The sequence below is a fragment of the Micromonospora sp. NPDC049107 genome (assembly GCF_040648595.1).
Classification (GTDB): Bacteria; Actinomycetota; Actinomycetes; order Mycobacteriales; family Micromonosporaceae; genus Micromonospora.
Genome location: NZ_JBEZEC010000009.1, coordinates 189,046 through 204,959, shown reverse-complemented (window position 1 = coordinate 204,959; position 15,914 = coordinate 189,046). Strand labels below are relative to the sequence as shown.

Below are 15,914 nucleotides of genomic sequence, written 5' to 3'. Positions count from 1 at the left end.
TGCTCAGGACGGCGAGAAGAGTCAGCACGACGATGAGCATCTGGCGGCAGGGCCTGTGGCGGTACCGCCTGACCGCCGCCGGCGTTGGCCTGGCGATCCTGAGCGCGGCGACCGCCACCCAGAGCCCACCGCTGGCGCTCAGCGTCGCGGCGGCCACGGCGGGTCTCCTGGTCTCGACCCTGGAGATCCTCGCCAACCGTCGACGGACTCGACAGTTCCGCTTCCATCCCCGCGACGGCGACGACTATCGGGACATCGTCGAACAGGTCCGGTACCCGAGGCGGGTCCTCACCAGTGCCCACAGCACCGGCATCATCCCCACCGACGAGAGTTCCCGGCTGCGGGGCCAGCGCATCCGCTGCGCCGTCTCGCCGACGAGCTACGTCCTCGGCCGGGACCTGCGGCGCTGGTCGTTCGACTTCCTGGCCCGGCACGCCCGGACGGCCGCCATGTACAACGGAGCGGTGTTGGGCCTCGCCGACGACCTGCCGACCGGTGCCGACGACCCGGTCGTCACGCTGCGGCCGGCGCACTACTTCGACTTCTTCTGCAGCAACCTGCTCGCGCCGTACGACGTCTACGAGGCAGGTCGGGACACCCGACCGATGCGTGGCCGTGACCTGATCCTCGACCACCGGGACCGGCTGCGACGGTTCGCCGACAGTCGGCTGGCAAACGTGGTGGGCATCTCCACCCTGGCGTTCACCCTCGACGGACGGCTGCTGCTCGTCGCACAGACCCGGGACAACGTGGGCAGCCCCGGGCTCATCGCACCCTCCGGATCGGGTTCGTTGGAGCCCGGGGACGCGGCGGCGACGGTTACCGCGCCCAGCCTTCAGGAGGTCATCGTCGCTGGCGCGCTGCGCGAACTGCGCGAGGAGTGCCACCTCGAACCACACGAGATAGCCGAGAGCGTGGTCCTCGGCTTCGGGCGGTGGATCAGTCGGGGCGGCGTGCCGGAGTTCTGCACGGTCACCCTGCTCAAGGTCACTGCCGACGAGGTGCTGCGGCGGGCCGTCCTCTGGACGGAACGGCCGTACGTGGGTGAGGTGCTCGCCGTACCCGTTCCGACCACCGCACAGTGGGATCCCGACGACCCTCTCGCGCTGCTGCCCGCCGAGAATCGGCACAGCGCCTCGTGGCCGCTTGCCTTCGGTCTCTCCTGCCTCACCGACTGCATGACCGACGAGGCCTGGCCACAACGCGCGGCCCTGACGGCGCTCGTCGACCAGTAGGGACGTGTGTCAGAGGCTCTGGTCGAGGTGGTCGGCGGGGACCGACTGGAGCAGCCACGCCAACGGCATCTTCGCGTGCTCCTCGTACGACCCGTTTCCACCCAGCCGGTAGAGGGTGACCGTCTGCGCCCCGTCGCGGTCCACGACCCAGTACTGCGAGATGCCGGCCGACGCGTACTCACGGACCTTGGTCACCGAGTCCATCGCCTCCGAACCCGGCGAGACGATCTCCACTACAAGCGCGATTTCGGTCACCGACGCCCAGACACTGCGGCCCGGCGGCTTGCGCCAGACGCTGAGATCGGGAATTCGGCCACCGTCACCACCCGGGCCGGAGATCCGCACACCGACGGCTTGAAGCACCTGCTCGGCGGGCCAACCAGCCATAATCAGCCAGGCGAAGAGCCGACTCGCGATCGTGGCGTGCTCCGAATCGGGCGGCGGCATGACCGACAGGACCCCCTCGGGGCTGGTCTCGTAGCGGTGGCCATTCGGATCGGCGGAGTTCATCGCCGCGACGTCGTCGAGCGTCACGACGGCGGGCATGTACATGCCTACGGCCTCGGCGCTCATGGCCCACATCCTAATGGCCAGTAGTGGGATCTGCGGCCGCTGACGTCCCGGTTTGCGCCTACCGAGCGCGCCGAATCACCGCGCAACCGGCTCGCCGAGCCGCGCGACAGGCGCGGTTACTGTCGAGCCATGCCACTGCGTTCCGACGAGATCGAGGTGTTCGAGCGCTCCCGGCCCCGCCTGGAGGCGATCGCCTATCGACTGCTGGGCTCGGCCAGCGACGCCGAGGACGCGGTCCAGGACACGTTCCTGCGCTGGCAGGCCACCGACCGGGAGCGCGTCGAGACGCCCGAGGCCTGGCTGACGAGGGTACTCACCAACCTGTGCCTCAACCAGCTCACCTCGGCGCGCGCCCGGCGCGAGACCTACGTGGGCACCTGGCTGCCCGAGCCCGTCCTCGCCGGGGACCGGATGCTCGGGCCGGTCGACACCGTCGAGCAGCGCGAATCGGTCTCGATGGCGGTGCTCACCCTCATGGAGCGGCTGTCGCCCAACGAGCGCGCGGTGTACGTGCTGCGCGAGGCCTTCGGCTACCCGCACAGCGAGATCGCCGAGATCCTCGACCTCACCGAGTCGAACTGCCAGCAGATCTACCGGCGTGCCAAGCAGCACGTCGCCGCCGGCCGGGCGCGCGGCGAGGTGGACGACGCCGCCGCCCGGCAGATCGTCAGCGAGTTCCTCACGGCGGCCAACAGCGGCCAGATCCAGCGGCTGGTGGAGTTGTTGACCGGGGACGTGACGAGCGTCGGTGACGGCGGCGGCAAGATCCCGGCCCGCACCACGCCGGTCGTCGGCGCGCTGGCGGTGGCGAAGTTCCTGCGCGGCCTCTTCCGGCCCAGCGACGTGAAACGGAACCTGGTGGGCGGCAGCAGCCCCGCCCTCTACGCCGAGGTCGTCAACGGCGGGCCCGCGGTCGTCGTCGTGACCGGCGAGCAGGTCGTCGGTGTCATGTCCCTGGAGATGACCCCCGAGGGAGTCGCGGCGATCCGCGTCCAGGTCAACCCCGACAAGCTCGAACGCGTCACCCGCCAGTGGTCCGTCACCGCACACTCGGAGCCGCTCCTGCACGTCTGGTGACCCAGGTCATAGCCGCCTCCTGTCAGCAACGGCGTCGCTGCCCGGTTCAGGTAGCGACCATCGCCGAGACAGGAGCGCCGCCATGAAGCACCGCATCGTCGTCCTCGGAGCCGGCTACGCCGGAGCGACCGCCGCCGGCCGCCTCGCCCGCCGGTTGCACCCCGACGACATCGAGATCACCGTTGTCAACGCCGAGGCCGACTTCGTCGAGCGGGTCCGCATGCACCAGCTCGCCGCCGGCCAGGACCTCACGCGCCGCGAGCTGAGCCGGGTGTACGCGGGCACCGGCGTGCGGGTCCGCGTCGCCCGGGTCACCGCCGTCGACGTCGACCGCCGCACCGTCGCGCTCACCGACGCGCACGGCAACGACGAGATCGCGTACGACACGCTCGTCTACGCCCTCGGCAGCGCCTCGGCCGACCACGGCGTTCCCGGCGTCGCCGAGCACGCGTACGACCTCGCGGGCCGACCGTCGGCGCTGCGGCTGCGGGACCGTCTCGCCCACCTCGCCGCCGGGCAGCAGGTGCTCGTGGTCGGCGGGGGTCTCACCGGCCTCGAGGCCGTCACCGAAATCGCCGAGGCCCGGCCCGACCTCGACGTCGCGATCGCCGTCCGCGGCGGTCTCGGTGACTGGCTGAACGGCAGGGCGCGACAGCACCTGCGGGGCGTCACGAACCGGCTCGGCATCTCGGTGCACGAGCACACCGACGTCGTTCGGGTCGAGCCGGCCGGCGTGGTCAACGCCGACGGTGGCACGATCCCGGCCACGGTGACCGTGTGGACGGCCGGCTTCGCCGTCCACCCCATCGCCGCCGCCACCGGTCTGACCGTCGCGGCCACCGGGCAGATCATCGTCGACGACACCATGCGGTCCGTCTCGCACCCGGACGTGTACGCGGTCGGCGACGCCGGACTCGCCGCCGGGCCGGGCGGCAAGCCGCTACGGATGTCCTGCGCCTCGGGAACTCCGATGGCCTGGCAGGCGGCCGACGCCATCGCCGCGCGCCTGACCGGCCGGACGAAGATGCCGAATGCCCCGCTGCGCTACTTCAACCAGTGCATCAGTCTCGGCCGCCGCGACGGCATCATTCAGTACGTGACCGCCGACGACCGGGCCAAGCCGTCCCAGCTGACCGGGCGGCTGGCGGCCCGCTACAAGGAGGTCGTCTGCAAGGGCGCCGCCTGGGGGATCTCCCACCCGATCCCGTACCCGGTGCGCCGCCGCCGGGTCGTCGCGACCCGGACGCGGGCCACCGCCTCGATGTGACCCCTCAGGAGAATGTGCGGCGTGCCCACGTCCGGAAGTCGGTCGTGGGCAGGCCGAGCGCCCGGGTGATCTCGGGACGGGCGGGACTGCCATTCTCGTTGATCCGCTCGACCGAATTGACCATGGCGGGAAGCAGTCCGCGTTCGACGGCTTCCCGCGGAGTGAGCACGGGCGCGGAGATCGTCCGGCCGGTGACCTCGCTGAGGATCGCGGCCACCTCGGTCATGGTGAGCAGGTCGCCGGCGAGTTCGACGTCCAGGCCGTCGAGCCGTCCCGGGTCCGTGAACGCGATCGCCGCGGCCTCTCCGATGTCGTCGACGGCGACCCAGGGGAGCTGGGCGTCCGCCGCGAAGCCGGTGATGATCGTGCCGCTGGACCAGTCGCCGAAGAGGTACGACCAGCCGACCAGGTTCTCCATGAACGTCGAGGGCGCCAGGACGGTCCAGTGCGCGAAGCCACCGGTGCGGACCATCTCGTCGATCGCCGCCTTGCTCTCCCAGTAGTGCCGGTCCCAGCGGCCCTCGGCCCAGCCGGGCTGGCTGCGGTGGAAGTCGCCCGCGCCGGACACGCTGCTGTGTACGACGTGTGCCACGCCGGCCCGGCGGGCGGCCTCGACGACGTTCCGACCGCGAGTCAGCTCGGCGTCGCCCTGCAGGTTCGCCACGTCGGGAAACGGGATCGAGAAGAGGCCGTCCATCCCCTGGGCCGCGGCGAGCAGCGACGCGGGATCGTCCAGGTCGCCCTTGACCAGTTCGGCGCCGCGCGCGGCCAGAGCCTGTGCGCTGTCGGTGGCGACGTCGCGGACCAGGGCACGGACCACGACGCCACGGTCGAGCAGTGCTCGGGCGGTAGCCCCTCCCTGCTTGCCGGTCGCGCCGATGACGAGGACAGCCATGATGCCTCCAAATAAGTGGGGCGTCCCCCCACTTGTCGCCGGCTACGATATGGGGGACCACCCCACTTTGGCAAGGGCGGGCCATGAGAGCCGACGCACAACGCAACTACGACCTCATCGTGAAGGCGGCCGCCGAGGCGATCGCCCGCGATGGCGCGTACGCCTCGCTGGAGGAGATCGCCCGCTCCGCCGGGGTCGGCTCGGCGACCCTGCACCGGCGCTTCCCGTCCCGGTGGTCCCTGCTCCAGGCCGTCTTCCGGACCTGCGTGCAGAACCTCGCCGGTCGCGCCGAGGACCTGCTGGCCGAGCCGGACGCTCTCGCCGCCTTCACCACCTGGTTGCGGGAGGTCACCGTGTACGCCACGACGACCCGTGGGCTCGCGGTGACACTGCTGAACGCGCCACCTGAGGAGAACGAGACCTGCGGCGCGACGCTCTGCGCGGCGGGCGAGAAGCTGTTGCGTCGGGCCGTCGAGCAGGGAACCGTACGCGCGGATGTCGTCATGGCGGACGTGATGACCCTCGCCAACGCCATCTCACTCGCCGCCCAGCCGGCCGACGCCACGAAGGCGGAACGACTCCTGGCCCTCTCCCTGGCGGGAATCCAGCCCCCCGCACGGTGACCGACCTCGCTCCACGATGGAGTGTTCGGGGCCGGCGAGCTTGACTCGATCGTCATGCTGGAACCCGATGCCCGCGCCTGTACCGTCGTTGGAGGACCCGTGCGCAAGCCAGCCAGGACCGCAGCCGTCCTCGTCGGGCTCGGCGTCGGCGGCGCGGTCGGTCCGGCCCTCGGGCCGGCCGCCGTCTGGTCCGGTGTCGCGGTCGCCGCGATCGGAGTCGCGCTCTCCCTGATCGGCACCGGCGAGTCCCACCTCGTCGAGGACGGCCTGGCCGACCGGGGGGAGGACGACCAGGCCGCCGCCGCTCCGCGACGGCGCAAGCGGGAGACGCCGACCCTCAGCGGCCTGGGCACCCGGGTGGAGCAGATCCTCGACCTCGCCGAGAAGCAGGCCGAGGACCACCGCGCCGTCGCGCGACTCGAGGCGGAGAGCATCGTGACCGCCGCGCGGCGGGAGGCGGAGTCGATCCTCAACCGCGCGCACGAACAGGCGGCCGGGATTACCGGTACCCGCTGGGAGCCGCCTTCCTACGGCGTCGGCTCGCCGTAGCGGCCGGAAGGTAGCCGCGCAGGTCCGCGTGCGATGTCACCGGGCCGACGATGCTCGGTGGTCGGTGCCGCACAGCGCCGTCTCGACGCTCTCGTTCACCTCGGCGAGCATCTGCTCACCGGTCGGCAGGCCGGTCACGGCGACCACGGCGCCGCGGCCGTCGCGGGTGACCAGGTTGCGGGTCTCGAACCCCTGGATGTCCCCGCCGTGACCCCAGGCTTCGACGCCGCAGGGCAACTCGTGGCTGGCGATGCCGAGCCCGTACGCGTACTCGCCGGTCGGCTCGAAGCCGGGCGCGGGCACGGTGGTCATCATCGCCTTCTGCTGCGCGGGCTTGAGCAGCCGGCCGTCGACGAGCGCCTGGAAGAAGGTCCGCAGCTCGTCCGGGGTGGAGACCAGTTGGCCGGCGGCCCAGCCCAGCGACGGGTCCATGTCGGTGACGTCCACCCACGGTGCGCCGGGGCCCACTGCGACGTAGCCGTGCGGGTGCGTACCCCGAAGAGACTGCTCCCCCACTCCCGGCCAGTAGGTGTCGCGCAGGCCGAGCGGCCTGATGATCCGGTTGGTGATCTCCTCGCCGATGGGACGCTCGGTGACCTGCTCGACGATGAGCCCGGCGAGGACGTAGTTCGTGTTGCTGTACTCCCACCTCGCGCCGGACGCGAAGTGCGGCGCGTTCGTCAGCGCGGCATCCACCAGCCGCCTCGGCTGGTAGTACGAGTGGCTCTTGTCGATGAGGTCCTGCGCCTTGGTGAAGAGCACGTCGTCGTAGTCCGCCAGGCCGCTCGTCTGCTGCAACAGCTGACGTACGGTGATCGCGCTGCCGTCGTTGCCGTGACCTCGCACGACTCCGGGCAGGTAGTGCTCGACCGTGGCATCCAGGTCGATGCGCCCCTCCCCCACCAACTGCAGGACGACCACCGCGGTGAAGGTCTTCGTGTTGCTGCCGATGCGGACCTGGCCGTCCCGGGGAACCGGGCGACGCGTCTGGAGGTCGCCGACCCCGGCGGTGTAGTCGCGGACCCGGCCGTCGGCCCCCCGTACGGAGGCGAGGACGCCGGGGAAGCCACTCTCGCTGACCAGGCCGTCCAGTTGCCGCTGCACGGCATCGGGTGGCCCGGCCGGGCGACCACTGTCAGTGGCGGCGAACGCGGCGGACCCGGTCAGGATGGTGGCGGCGGCCAGTGTCGCGGCGACCGCCCGCAGGGCTGGGCGGCGCGTGGACGTAACGGCGTGCGGCGGCATGACTGCTCCCTGGAGTCTCGGAAACGCTTGACGCCATCAAGGGTTCAAGAATTCCGATCCGGGGACGATCCCCGCAGCTGCCCTCCTGCTGGTACAGCCTGCGCTACCCGGCCGGCCGGGTCTGCTCGACCAACCACACCGGCGGTGGTGAGCGGTATACCTCAGTGGAATGTTCATACCTCTGAGGCATACCGCACTTCAGCACACCTAGAACCACCCGCTTCAGGGGCGGGACGAGCACCTCCATGTCGTGCCGTCGTGGTGCGAGACGCAGACCACCAGGATCTTCCCGATGAAGGTCACCCTCGACGGTCGGCGCGGCGGAGCATCTCCTCCATCTCGGGGTCGGCCATGATCTCCCGGACCTCCTGGGCGCAGCGGCAGCCGGCGGCGAACTTGGCAGCCCATCCGAGCGCCTCCTCGCGGGTGGTCACGTCGACGACCACGAACCCGCCGATGACCTCCTTGGTCTCCGGGTAGAGGCCGTCGGTGACCGACCCGTCCGTGGCCACGATGTTGGCCCGCTGCCGTTGAAGGCCGCCGCCGAACACCCAGACGCCCGCGTCGACGGCCTCCTGGAGCACGGCGTGCGCCGCCTTGCCCACCTCGGGCAACTCCTCGGCGGGGATGTGGTCCATCGCGCCGTCGTTGAACGAGATCAGGTACCGCGCCATCTCAGAACTCCTCGTCTCCCGGGCGGCCTTCGCCGACCGCCTCCACCCGTACCACGAACGAGCAGCCCTCGATTCGACGCCAGGCCGGAAAAAGTCCCGCCGCCCGCCGATCTGCTGTTCGTGGCGTGGTGTTCGTGGTGTGGTGTGGTGTGACAGCAACTTCGGGGATGTTGCTGTCTCCGGCGCGGCTGAGGCAGCAACATCGGGGATGTTGTGCAGATCTTGGCGTCGATCCGACCCCGTCAGCCGGTCTCCCGCACGAGGCGGTACAGGTCCTGGCGCACCGCCGGCCACTCCTCGCCGAGCGCGTGCCGCGCGGCGCCCAGCGCGTCGACGCCGGCCATTCCCGCGCCCAGCGCCGCGTGCAGGGCATGCACGGCATCGGCGCCGGCCCGGACATCACCGCCCTGCGCCGTGAGGCGGACGATCCTCCACCGGGTCTCCTCGTCCACGGTCAGCCCCCGCTCGACGGCGTCGACCGCCTGCCTCGCCAGCTCGTCGTCGCTGAACCGGAGCCGCATGGTCACCGCCCGTACGGCGTGCGCCACCGCCGCCCGCCGTACCTCATCCGGCGCGGACCGCAGCCGAGCGTCCAGGTCGGGCTCGTAGTGACCGAAGTTCGACGGCGGCCTCGGGTCGGCCGGGATGTGCGGCAGCCGCACCGTCACCCACGGCCCGGCCTGCGGGTCGACCCCCTCGTCGCTCATCCACTCGGCCGGCAGCCGCACCCCGGTCCGCCGTTCGACGAACGCCATCGCCGCCGACCGCACGTACCCGGTTCCGCGCGCGGCGCGTACGTCGTCCAGGTCGTCGGCGAACGCGGACGGGTCGTCGCCGTGCCGCCGCTCCGGGTCGTTCAGGTCCATCCAGGCGAGCACCCGGCCGTACACCGCGTACGTGAGGCCGCCGTTGCCGTTCACGGTCCACTCGACGGTGTGCACCCGCGTGCCGTCGCTGAGCCAGCGCAGCACCTCGGGCCGGCTCAACGCGCAGCCATTGTCCTGGAACACCAGCACGTTCGGGCCGATCTGGGCCAGGTCGGCAAGCTCGCCCGACTGGTCGTCACCCGGCTCGACACGCCTGGCCCGCAGCCGCTTGATGATCCCGTCGACGGTGGCCTCGGCACTCGTCGGCTGCACCACAGCCCAGCTCAACCCCTCGGCGAGCCAGTCCCGCTCGGTGAGGAAGTCGTCGTAGTACCGCACCGCGTCCGAGACCATCGGAACACGGTACGACGTTCATCGACGCCTAGGACTGCGTGATCCACTCGGGTTCCTGGAAGTCGGTCCGAAAACGGCGTCCTGATACCCCGATTTCCCGGAGGCCGAGTCGATCAATCGTCCGCCGCGGCGACGGGGCGTGGTGTGTGTCGATCCGGTTGTATCGTCTCGCTGATGGGGCGGCTTATGGACCGGCGCCGCGATCTTGCCGGATGGTTGGTGACGCCACTGTTCACCCTCGTGGCGGCACCGGTGCTGGCTGGCATAGTCGGAGTGTTGGGAAACATCGGAGACAGCAACGGCCCGCCGACGCTGTGCAAAGAGGCAATCGCCGACAACAGTTGCGAGGAAACCAGCCTCAGAGTGATCGGCGTACATGTGGCGATCGCGGGCACCATGTGGCTGCTGCTATGGATCATCCCGTGGTGGCGAGGTCTTCGCACCGTGCGCGTGCTGCTCGCCGTCGCCGCGACCGTCGTCCTCGTACTCCTGCCGGTACGCATGTTCGACTGGTCCATCCGGTACTTCTGATGTCCACAGTGATCCGAGGCCCTCGCCGTCGCCGGCGCACGCCCCCGGGGGACGGCGGGCGACGGCGTTGTCTTCTAAAATCTCGTGGGCAGCACTGAACGCAGATCCGGGGGGCTGAGGTGACATCGACGAACCCCAACGGGATCCACAAAGTGCTCACCGACACGCTGCGTGCGCTGTCCGCACAGCAGTCCGGCGGGGCGGACGGGGCGGACGTGCCCCAGCCTGAGGGTCACGGCGAGGCGGCGGACGGGATGGTGCGGGCCACCGCTGCGCCGCCGGGCCGGCTGACCGCACTGGAGGTCGACCCAGGCCTCCGGCGGCTCGACCTCACGACCCTGACCGAGCACATCCTCACCGCCGTCAACGACGCCATGGCAGACCTGCAGCAGGCGACGACGTCCACCACGGAACAGGTTGACCTGAGTGACCTCGGGCGGCAGTTGACCGAGATTCAGCGGGATGCCGCCCGGCAGTTCACCACGTTCCTCGACGGGCTCGCCGACGCGCAGGACCGGCTGGGCCGCCGAGGCGGGTGACGGCGCCGTGCAGATCGACCCGGAGGGCATCTCGGCTGCCGGCACCACCATGCGGTCGTTGGCGGACGGTTTCGCCGACAAGCTGACCGCCTTCCAGGCCCGACTGGCATCGATCGGTCCCGCGTTCGGCGACGACGAGACCGGGTCACTGCTCGGCGTGGCATACGACGAAGCGGCGGCGTACGTCTTCGAGTCACTGCTCGAGGCGCTCGATGAGGTCGGTTTCGCTGGCGACGACCTGACCGGGATGGCTCGTGCCCACGAAGCCAACGAGGCCGACACCGGCGACCTGTTTCGCGTGCTGCTCAAACGAATGGAAGGCTGACGGGTGGGTCTGCAGATTCCGGGCGAGCTGCGCAGCCTGCTCGACATCCTGGGCTACACCTGGCCAGCTTCTGACGAGCAGAAGCTCTTTGAGCTCGGCCAGGCCTGGTGCGAATTCAGCAGTGACGTGGCCGAGTTCATTCAGCAGGCGGAGACGGCCGCCAAAGCCGCGCTGAGCGGCAACGAGGGTGCCGATATCGAGGCATTCCGTGCCTGGTGGGGCCAACAGGAGAGCCCGGTCGACAGCCTTCAGAGCAACAGCACCGGCGCGCTGGTCGGCGGTGCCGGACTCATGATCGCTGCCGCGATCGTACTGGCCCTGAAGATCGCGGTCATTGTGCAACTGGTCCTGCTGGCGATCCAGATCGCGCAGGCAATCGCCACCGCTGGCCCGACGTTCGGCGCCTCGCTGCTGGAGATTCCGGTGTTCCAGACGCTGACCCGCACCATCGTCGGCAACCTGATGCAGGAAGCCCTCTGGCGGTTGGCCGATGGTTAGGAACCGCACCGGCAAGATCGCCGCCAAGTTCGCCCGGGAATGGGTCAGGGACCTCAAGAAGGTCAAGCGGCGACGCCGCGGAAATCCGGACGCACGGCCTACCAGAAACGCTTCTCCCGCGCGGCAGGCCTCGTACCGTGCCCGTCAGGAGGCCGACCGCCAGCAGCGCAACGGACGGGTCAATGGCACCGCCGAGGCCGTGACCACGGCTGATGGGCGGCACACCGCCGTCTCGGTGAGCGACGGCCCCGACCGGATCTATCCGCACAACCGCGAGGTGGCCGGTGCGCTCGACCGGGTGCCGCAGAACCTTCGCGCGCCGTGGCACGGCAACTGCGCGTTACCGCAGTCGTTGTCAAAGCTGCTGGACCGGGGCATCGACCCGCGCGGTGGCGCGATTGGGGCCGCACGGATTCGCGCTCCGGGTAACCCCGGACACGGCGCGCACAACCCGTGCTGCAACAGTTGTAAGTCGTTGCGCAACGAGTTCGACCTGAGAGAGGTGCTGTGATGCGGGGAGACGACCGCGCACTGCCGGACCGTGCGGCGCAAGCCCTCAGGATGGCGGGTTGGTCACCACGCCGCCGGATGGACGTCGGCGAGTGGGAGTCGGCGCTTGCCCCGGAGGGCTTTGCCATGCACGCTCCCGCGCGAGCCTTCCTCACCGAGTTCGGTGGACTGGTCGTGCCGGTGAGCGGTCCCGGTCGGGACTCGGCCCGCATCGGTGTACGGCTCGACCCACTGTTGTGCCTCGGTCAGAAGGTCTGGTTCGACAGCCTCTCCGGATCCACGGCCGGTCTGCTCTACCCGCTCGGCGAGGAACACGACGGGCACGCCAGCCTGGCCATGGACGAGGACGGCACGATCTATCTGCTCTTCAACGACCAGATCAAGAGGATCGGCCCCGGCCTGACCGGCCTGGGCCGACTGCTCGAGGGCGAAGAGGCCCCGGCCGGGCGGTAACGGGCCGCAGTCAGCGAGGCTGCTTGGCGCTGCTGATGAGCGCCGCCCAGGCGGCCGGCGCGAAGCTCAACATCCCAGCATCCGGTGCCGTGGAATCGCGAACGTCGACCCCGGCAACAGCCGACGTGGCCCGCTTGGCCGCCGCCATCGGACTGACCCGGCGCTGGCGCGCTGTTCGGGTCGGTGTACGGAACATCGACGACCGTAGACTGCCCGCCGTGGGATATTCCGTGTGGCCTTCCGGTCGTCTGCACCTACCGGAGTCGGACGACGCCGCCGCAACGGCCGCCGCCAAGGCAGCCATGGCCGAACAGAGTCGTTGGTACGAGCCCGACATGACTGACGTGAGTGACCGGATCGTCGACATAGCGAGCGAGGCCAGGGCCTCGATCACCCGCGACGGGGACTGGATCGAGTTCGATCACGACGACGCGGGCGACCCCAAGTGGTCGCACCAGGCCATCGCCTTCTACGTCGCGATCGCGCCGTTCGTTCGCTCCGGCGTCGTCCACTTCGACGGTGAGGACGGTGCCCACTGGTCCTACACCTACGCCGACGGACGGATGACCCAGCAGGGTTGGCTCGGCTGGGACGGATCGGTCGAGCCGTTCGGCGAGTACGTGGATCCCCCGTCCCTGGAGTAGGGAGGGGCAGAGCCTTGAGGTCTTGCTGCCCTAGCCTGGCCGCTCGCAGAAACCACCGCCTGCCGCAAGCATGGATCCGAGGCGTTCGCTGCCAAGCCAGCGGCGCACGGAAGATCGAATAAGCTGCCCGCGTGACGCGACACGTCCGTGACGCACCGTCCAACCTGAGTGTCCGGGCTCGCCGCTTCGTGGCGGTCCATGGAGTTTGGCTCGACGTGCCCTCTGTCAGTGACTGGCGCGGGCAGTGGGAGGCCAACGGCATTCCGTCGGAAGTCGTCGACCGGGCGGAGAGCTATCAGGCTCGCTGGGGCGGACTCGCCCTACCTCCGTCGTTCAGCTACGACGGAGGGCCGCGAATGCTGCGTGCCGACACACCGGAGTGGGAGAACGACCTCCCCGAGCCGGACTGGTGGTTCGAGGCAGGACCGCAACGAACGGCGTTGCCGTACTCCTTCCTGATCGGACCTGACGGAAGCTTCGGCATCGCCATGGACAGTTGGGTGCCTCTGCACGTCCGCATCGAAGGCTGGGTCGAGTCACTGGCACTCGCCCAGTCGGCAGAGCAGATCGCAGAGACGGTTACCAGGGTTTCTGGCGACGCGGTTGCCGACCTTGACCTCTCCGATATGCGACCCGTGCCAGAGACGGCCGGCATTGTCGACACCTGGTGGCATGGGGCAGGCTCTCTGATCGCGATCTACAACGGCGAAGCGGAGCTGTTCGGACGTCCCGACTATCGGGTTGCGCGCGTCTACTCCGGCAACATCGGCATGGAGTGGCTGTAGGAGGCATGGATCCGAGGCGTCTGAGGAGGCTGTCGCCCGTGGCAGAGCGGGATGAGCTCGATGTGGCCCGACGTCGCTTGCCCGTGGGTAAACACGTCACGGGCCAGGTCGTCCGTGTACCGAGGCCCGGAGCGATCGGGCTGCTCGTGGACCTGGGCCAGGAGCTGGAGGGCTTCGTTGACGTCCTCGTCCTGCCTCATGACCCGGCCGAGTGGCCTTCGGTCGGCGCAGTGATGACGTTCGAGGTTCTCCAGCACCGGCCAGGCCAGGTGCGTCTCTTCCCACTCGACGCGTCGTTCCGCTCCCGGACCTACCTCCCCGCCAGCCCGAGCAACGAGGAGTGGCTGGTCCTCAAGATGCGCTTCCCGATCGGCTCTGCGGTCACCGCCACCGTCACCCACGTCTTCACCTCGGACAGGGAGTACGTGGTGCGGTTCGAAGACTGCTCATCAGCCCTGGAATGGACCGGCGAGGCCCCGATGGTTGGCGCCACCGGCAGGTACACGATCACGCGCCACCTGGATCACACCCGACGCGTCGTACTCACGCCGGCCGATCCAATCCAGGATTGATCTGGACCGGCATCCTTGCGAACCGCCCGCTCATCATCGGCTCGACGCGATCGGCTCAGGGCCCGTCCGCGACCGCACTGCATCGCACTGCACCGGTGGAGATCTGGAACGGACGCTCGATGTGAGCCTTGCTCGGCGTTGCTAGCGTCGTGGCTAGGTCTGAGGGCGAACAGGCAGGACGGACGCCATGGCCAGCAGCGGAAGTACAGCTAGCTCGGCGAATCGGCGTGCTCGCGCGCCGATGTTCGTGATCGGCAGCGTCGTGGCGTTGGTCGCCCTCATCGCGCTGGGGTACCGGCTGAGTAGCGACCCGCGGGTCGGGCACGAAGCGGGCGTCATCCGGGTGGCGCTGGCTCCGGGAGCCTTTCTGGTGCTGTCCTGGCTCGTCCGCCTAATTCAGTGGTGGGGTGCCGCTCGTGCTCCCGCGAGGCGGGTCCTGGTGACCGCGCATCTGGCGCAGGGAGGGCAGCCGGGAAGCGCGGGGCGGGTCACCGCTGCGGCGCACGCCGTAAACGCCGCCGGCGGGTCCGACACCAGCCCCAAGGGATACTCCGTGTGGCTGACGGTGGGCGGCCGGGGCAGGGGCGTCGTCCTACACCAACGTGTCGTCTGGGAACCGTGGTTGCGCGAGCTGACCAGGTCGCGTCCGGCTACGATCCGGCACGGGCCCGGCGTCAGCGTGGTCGACGTGGCCGGGTACGGGCGGCTCTGGCCCGCGAGTTTCACGCTGCTCCGTCGTCCCTACGGGGTCAGCCTCATTCCGTTCCGCAAGGCCCATGAGTTGCCGAAGAGCGGGAGCCTCTCGTACGGCCGTCTGGCCTACCTTTTTCTCGTGTTCCTCGCGCTCGGCCTGGCCGACCTCGTCGGCCACGGTATGTGGGCGCTGCTCGGGTGGTGGGCGGCGTACCTCGTCGCCTCGATGGCCGCCATCGGAGCCTGGTTCGGCCTCGTTCCGCCCGGCGTGCGTTGGGAAGCAGCCCCTCGGGGCCACGTCGCGACGACCTCCTGACCACGGACGCGATCGAGCGAACAGGCGGCGCCCTCGGCCAGAGCCTCGTCTCCCCATCAGAAACGGTCGCCTGCTCCTGCGGCCACACTGCGGGCCTTGGAGCCATCTCCGCCATGAGGCCGGGGCCGTGCCGGCGCGACCCGCCTTGCGGTGCTCACTCGGCAGTGGTCAGGGGAACTCGCTGCCCTTGCCTCGCTTCGAGGACTACCCGTTGACCCAGAGGCTGAGCCAAGTTCAGATTGGCAGTTCGTCGGTAGCCGACAAGCGTGCATACCTCGTTGGCGGCGTGAGGCTGGGCGATAACGATGACGACGACGGCGTTGGCAGACTCGACCGCCTCAGCGTGGTAGTCGGCACCGCACGGTCTGGTTGCCGGCTCCCGAGTGCCAGTGAAGGTGACAGTCAACCGGGTGCTGGCCCTGGCACTGGTGGCTGATTCGATGGAGATGCCGGGTGGGGAGTTCCATGGCGGCGGCGTCACGGTGACGGTGGCTGCACCATCAGCGTTGATAACCGCCTGCTCATAGCGGGCCAGGGCCTCACCCGCTTGCTGGCGCATCTCCCCCAAGCTTTCCCCCTTGGGCAGTGCACCCTCATGCGGGTCGTTCACCTCCGAGCTGCAACCAGCCAGCACCACCACGGCCGCACCCCAGAACAGCCAGCGCCGGCGAACCACCATCAAGCACCTCC

The 15,914-nt window shown here is 69.7% G+C and carries 22 protein-coding genes; 15 read left to right on the top strand and 7 right to left on the bottom strand.

What is annotated here, in order from left to right:
* The first annotated feature begins 32 nt into the window (after window positions 1-32).
* Window positions 33-1,235, top strand: coding sequence for a hypothetical protein (locus AB0B55_RS22940; RefSeq protein WP_357132359.1), 1,203 nt, complete (start codon window positions 33-35; stop codon window positions 1,233-1,235).
* A gap of 9 nt (window positions 1,236-1,244) precedes the next feature.
* On the opposite strand, the gene AB0B55_RS22935 is transcribed toward AB0B55_RS22940, so the two are convergent.
* A complete protein-coding gene (locus tag AB0B55_RS22935; RefSeq protein WP_357173581.1) occupies window positions 1,245-1,808 on the bottom strand; it encodes a Uma2 family endonuclease in 564 nt (187 codons plus the stop codon).
* 129 nt (window positions 1,809-1,937) lie between these two features.
* On the opposite strand from AB0B55_RS22935, the gene AB0B55_RS22930 reads away from it, so the two are divergent.
* Complete coding sequence (locus AB0B55_RS22930) at window positions 1,938-2,885, top strand: RNA polymerase sigma-70 factor (protein ID WP_357132353.1); 948 nt, start codon at window positions 1,938-1,940, stop codon at window positions 2,883-2,885.
* An 82-nt stretch (window positions 2,886-2,967) separates the two neighbouring features.
* Complete coding sequence (locus AB0B55_RS22925; RefSeq protein WP_357173578.1) at window positions 2,968-4,152, top strand: FAD-dependent oxidoreductase; 1,185 nt, start codon at window positions 2,968-2,970, stop codon at window positions 4,150-4,152.
* 4 nt (window positions 4,153-4,156) lie between these two features.
* Here the strand turns inward: AB0B55_RS22925 and AB0B55_RS22920 are convergent, their stop codons facing one another.
* Window positions 4,157-5,047 carry an NmrA/HSCARG family protein gene (locus tag AB0B55_RS22920; RefSeq protein ID WP_357173575.1) on the bottom strand — a complete coding sequence of 297 codons (891 nt, stop codon included), beginning with the start codon at window positions 5,045-5,047 and terminating at the stop codon, window positions 4,157-4,159.
* Window positions 5,048-5,130: 83 nt separating this feature from the next.
* Here AB0B55_RS22920 and AB0B55_RS22915 point away from each other — a divergent pair, with 83 nt between their 5' ends.
* Both AB0B55_RS22915 and AB0B55_RS22910 read left to right on the top strand, forming a co-directional pair.
* Window positions 5,131-5,670 carry a helix-turn-helix domain-containing protein gene (locus tag AB0B55_RS22915; RefSeq protein ID WP_357173572.1) on the top strand — a complete coding sequence of 180 codons (540 nt, stop codon included), beginning with the start codon at window positions 5,131-5,133 and terminating at the stop codon, window positions 5,668-5,670.
* Between the two features lie 99 nt (window positions 5,671-5,769).
* Window positions 5,770-6,219: a hypothetical protein gene (locus AB0B55_RS22910; RefSeq protein WP_357173569.1), complete on the top strand. Its 450-nt coding sequence runs from the start codon at window positions 5,770-5,772 to the stop codon at window positions 6,217-6,219.
* A gap of 36 nt (window positions 6,220-6,255) precedes the next feature.
* On the opposite strand, the gene AB0B55_RS22905 is transcribed toward AB0B55_RS22910, so the two are convergent.
* From AB0B55_RS22905 to AB0B55_RS22895, 3 genes are all read right to left on the bottom strand, one after another.
* Entirely contained in the window at window positions 6,256-7,464 is a 1,209-nt protein-coding gene (locus tag AB0B55_RS22905; protein WP_357173567.1) for a serine hydrolase domain-containing protein, read from the bottom strand.
* A gap of 299 nt (window positions 7,465-7,763) precedes the next feature.
* Window positions 7,764-8,138 carry a YciI family protein gene (locus tag AB0B55_RS22900; protein WP_357132338.1) on the bottom strand — a complete coding sequence of 125 codons (375 nt, stop codon included), beginning with the start codon at window positions 8,136-8,138 and terminating at the stop codon, window positions 7,764-7,766.
* 242 nt (window positions 8,139-8,380) lie between these two features.
* Window positions 8,381-9,358, bottom strand: coding sequence for a DUF6461 domain-containing protein (locus AB0B55_RS22895; protein WP_357173564.1), 978 nt, complete (start codon window positions 9,356-9,358; stop codon window positions 8,381-8,383).
* Between the two features lie 174 nt (window positions 9,359-9,532).
* Here AB0B55_RS22895 and AB0B55_RS22890 point away from each other — a divergent pair, with 174 nt between their 5' ends.
* The 6 genes from AB0B55_RS22890 to AB0B55_RS22865 all read left to right on the top strand — a co-directional run bounded on the left by AB0B55_RS22890 (window position 9,533) and on the right by AB0B55_RS22865 (window position 12,214).
* Window positions 9,533-9,889: a hypothetical protein gene (locus tag AB0B55_RS22890; RefSeq protein ID WP_357173561.1), complete on the top strand. Its 357-nt coding sequence runs from the start codon at window positions 9,533-9,535 to the stop codon at window positions 9,887-9,889.
* 119 nt (window positions 9,890-10,008) lie between these two features.
* A complete protein-coding gene (locus AB0B55_RS22885) occupies window positions 10,009-10,428 on the top strand; it encodes a YbaB/EbfC family nucleoid-associated protein (RefSeq protein WP_357173558.1) in 420 nt (139 codons plus the stop codon).
* A 58-nt stretch (window positions 10,429-10,486) separates the two neighbouring features.
* Window positions 10,487-10,753, top strand: coding sequence for a hypothetical protein (locus AB0B55_RS22880; protein ID WP_357173555.1), 267 nt, complete (start codon window positions 10,487-10,489; stop codon window positions 10,751-10,753).
* A gap of 3 nt (window positions 10,754-10,756) precedes the next feature.
* Window positions 10,757-11,251: a hypothetical protein gene (locus AB0B55_RS22875; RefSeq protein ID WP_357173552.1), complete on the top strand. Its 495-nt coding sequence runs from the start codon at window positions 10,757-10,759 to the stop codon at window positions 11,249-11,251.
* On the top strand, window positions 11,244-11,762 hold the full coding sequence (locus AB0B55_RS22870) for a hypothetical protein (protein ID WP_357173549.1): 519 nt from the start codon (window positions 11,244-11,246) through the stop codon (window positions 11,760-11,762). Before AB0B55_RS22875 ends, AB0B55_RS22870 begins: the two co-directional genes overlap by 8 nt.
* Window positions 11,762-12,214, top strand: a complete 453-nt coding sequence (locus AB0B55_RS22865) for an SUKH-3 domain-containing protein (protein WP_357173546.1) — start codon at window positions 11,762-11,764, stop codon at window positions 12,212-12,214. Before AB0B55_RS22870 ends, AB0B55_RS22865 begins: the two co-directional genes overlap by 1 nt.
* A 10-nt stretch (window positions 12,215-12,224) precedes the next feature.
* On the opposite strand, the gene AB0B55_RS22860 is transcribed toward AB0B55_RS22865, so the two are convergent.
* A complete protein-coding gene (locus AB0B55_RS22860) occupies window positions 12,225-12,362 on the bottom strand; it encodes a DUF397 domain-containing protein (protein WP_357173543.1) in 138 nt (45 codons plus the stop codon).
* A gap of 70 nt (window positions 12,363-12,432) precedes the next feature.
* Here AB0B55_RS22860 and AB0B55_RS22855 point away from each other — a divergent pair, with 70 nt between their 5' ends.
* The 4 genes from AB0B55_RS22855 (at window position 12,433) to AB0B55_RS22840 (ending at window position 15,224) form a co-directional block, all read left to right on the top strand.
* Window positions 12,433-12,858 carry a hypothetical protein gene (locus AB0B55_RS22855; RefSeq protein WP_357132314.1) on the top strand — a complete coding sequence of 142 codons (426 nt, stop codon included), beginning with the start codon at window positions 12,433-12,435 and terminating at the stop codon, window positions 12,856-12,858.
* Window positions 12,859-12,989: 131 nt separating this feature from the next.
* Window positions 12,990-13,643, top strand: coding sequence for a hypothetical protein (locus AB0B55_RS22850; protein ID WP_357173541.1), 654 nt, complete (start codon window positions 12,990-12,992; stop codon window positions 13,641-13,643).
* Window positions 13,644-13,648: 5 nt separating this feature from the next.
* A complete protein-coding gene (locus AB0B55_RS22845; RefSeq protein ID WP_357173538.1) occupies window positions 13,649-14,215 on the top strand; it encodes a hypothetical protein in 567 nt (188 codons plus the stop codon).
* 187 nt (window positions 14,216-14,402) lie between these two features.
* The gene (locus AB0B55_RS22840; protein ID WP_357173535.1) at window positions 14,403-15,224 is read left to right on the top strand and encodes a hypothetical protein; all 822 of its coding nucleotides are present in this window, start codon (window positions 14,403-14,405) and stop codon (window positions 15,222-15,224) included.
* A 154-nt stretch (window positions 15,225-15,378) separates the two neighbouring features.
* On the opposite strand, the gene AB0B55_RS22835 is transcribed toward AB0B55_RS22840, so the two are convergent.
* Window positions 15,379-15,903 carry a hypothetical protein gene (locus tag AB0B55_RS22835; protein WP_357173533.1) on the bottom strand — a complete coding sequence of 175 codons (525 nt, stop codon included), beginning with the start codon at window positions 15,901-15,903 and terminating at the stop codon, window positions 15,379-15,381.
* Window positions 15,904-15,914: the final 11 nt, after the last annotated feature.